The following is a 2,144-nucleotide window of genomic DNA, read 5'->3' on the forward strand; positions in this document are numbered from 1 at the left end:
ATACCGATCCGCGCCTGTTTCTGCCACATCTTCCAGAGTTTGCCCAGTTCGGCTAATTTGGGTGGTGTTTCACCATTGGGCATGAATTCGATCGTTCGTAACAGACCGCCTTCAACGCGCAGCACTTCTGGATGTAATAAAGTTTTATTTACACCCTCTGCCTGCATCGAGTCCCAAAGATTCGCGATTTGCCACAGCCAATTGAGCTGGCGCATCGATCCGGCGGTTTTCCAGCTTTCGTTGAGTTCTGGCATCAGCCTCCCCGCAAAAGCGGCTCCCAAGCCCTCACTATAAATCGGTGCTTTTTCCAGCAACCATAGCGTAGTAGTCCGTCTTCCCGATCGATTTAGTGAAATCGAACCATAAACTTGCGGGACGTGGGGACGATGACCGATCAGGCGCAGATAAGGAGTAATATATTCGGGCACGCGCTCGACTACTTCTGGTTGCCAGCCCGGTTTGGTGTCTAGCAACACCCGACTGTTGACAACGATATAGCGATTGTTTGCCAGCATCTGTCCAACTTTCAAGCTGGAGGCATCTTCACCGACAGTCCACAAGTAGACCTTAGGAATGGCGGTACGACAATGAGCGCAAAAATTGTGACTCACTGGATTGGGAGCCTGACATTCAGGATTTTGGCAGACGATTTTTGCCGCTAGTTGGTTGGTCATGGGGTTGGGGTTGCTCCGGTCATCCGATCGTTTGCGCTATGATGGCAAGTCAGGTATGTGGGTTGAAGTGGTTTCGGGGAAAAGATTCTCAACGTTAGAGAGTATATCCGCGCTTAATTTTGACTAGTCGATGTAGCAGTTGCACCATCCCAAGCTTCTAGATAGAGATCGGGCGATTCTTTGAGGGAGATGCTACACCAACAATCCAAATTCTAACCTGCGATCGCTTGCTAATCTCTAGCTTAAATAAAAATCAATCCACTTATCTTATAAATACCCATGATTCAACCTTGTCAAACACCTTTACCGCTCAAAAGTGGAGATTTATTAAGGGTTATCGCTCCCAGTGGGAGATTGCGAGAGCGAACTGCTCTCGATCGCGGGATTCAAATTTGGCGCGATCGCGGTTATCGGGTAGAGGTGGCGGAAGATGTTACTCAAGCATGGGGATATTTAGCAGGTAGCGATGTCACACGGCGAGATCGATTGGCGGCTGCATGGACAGATCCAGACTGTCGCGGGATTTTGTGCGCGCGCGGCGGTTATGGGGGGATGCGATTGTTAGAAGATTGGCACTGGCAAGAGATCGATCGACCGAAATGGCTGATTGGATTTTCAGACATTACAGCTCTATTATGGAGTCTCAACCGAGCAGGATTTGCAGGTGGTATCCACGGGCCATTAGTAACTACTTTATCAGATGAGCCGGAGTGGTCGTGCGATCGCTTATTTAAGTTAGTTACTGGCGAACCACTCCCACCGCTACAAGGCGATAGCTGGGTAGGCAATGTGGCGACGGGCAAGTTATTGCCGTGCAATCTAACTGTCGCTACGCATCTATTGGGTACGCCGCATCAACCAGATTTAGCTGGCGCGATTCTAGCGATCGAAGACATTACCGAAGCTCCCTATCGGATCGATCGACTGCTAACTCACTGGCGACTTACTGGCATCCTCAATCGAGTTGCCGGAATCGCGATCGGCAGATTCAGCCAATGCGACCCCCCAGAAGGGAGTTCTAGCTTTACAGTAGAAGAAGTCCTCCGCGATCGACTGACAGATCTTCAGATTCCGATCGTCGCCAATCTCCCCTTCGGACACGATGGCTGCAATGCGGCACTTCCCGTCGGTGTTGACGTCATTTTAGACGGCAACACAGGCAATTTAAAAATCGCAAGTAAATAAATCAAAACTTCACAACAAACATTAACTATCCTCTAAAACCTAAAACCTAAAGCCTAAAGCCTAAAGCCTAAAGCCTAAAGCCTAAAACCTAAAACCTATCCACTATCCACTATCCCCTAAATGACCGGACAAGAATTAAGAGAAATTATCGTTGCTAAATGGGGCTATTCCTACGATGTCCAAATGCGGAAGGTGCCCAATAAAATCTATCTACAGGTGATGTGGAAATATCAAGAACAAGCATCTTTTCCACTTTCAGAGATAGATTATCTGGCTCATTTAGAC

2 protein-coding genes and 1 pseudogene are annotated in these 2,144 nt (G+C 48.3%); 2 read left to right on the plus strand and 1 reads right to left on the minus strand.

Annotation, left to right across the window (positions count from 1 at the left end; all coding sequences use genetic code 11):
- A pseudogene (locus tag C7B77_RS28795) lies at positions 1 to 674 on the minus strand (PP2C family serine/threonine-protein phosphatase); the annotation flags it as partial.
- Between the two features lie 279 nt (positions 675 to 953).
- Between C7B77_RS28795 and C7B77_RS28800 the strand changes: the two are divergent.
- Positions 954 to 1,859 carry a S66 peptidase family protein gene (locus C7B77_RS28800; RefSeq protein ID WP_106313148.1) on the plus strand — a complete coding sequence of 302 codons (906 nt, stop codon included), beginning with the start codon at positions 954 to 956 and terminating at the stop codon, positions 1,857 to 1,859.
- Between the two features lie 120 nt (positions 1,860 to 1,979).
- On the plus strand, positions 1,980 to 2,144 hold a 165-nt coding region (locus tag C7B77_RS31590), incomplete at its 3' end, for a DUF3067 family protein (protein WP_146138594.1).

Origin of the sequence: Chamaesiphon polymorphus CCALA 037 (genome assembly GCF_003003845.1) — a bacterium.
In the GTDB taxonomy this organism is placed as follows: domain Bacteria; phylum Cyanobacteriota; class Cyanobacteriia; order Cyanobacteriales; family Chamaesiphonaceae; genus Chamaesiphon; species Chamaesiphon polymorphus.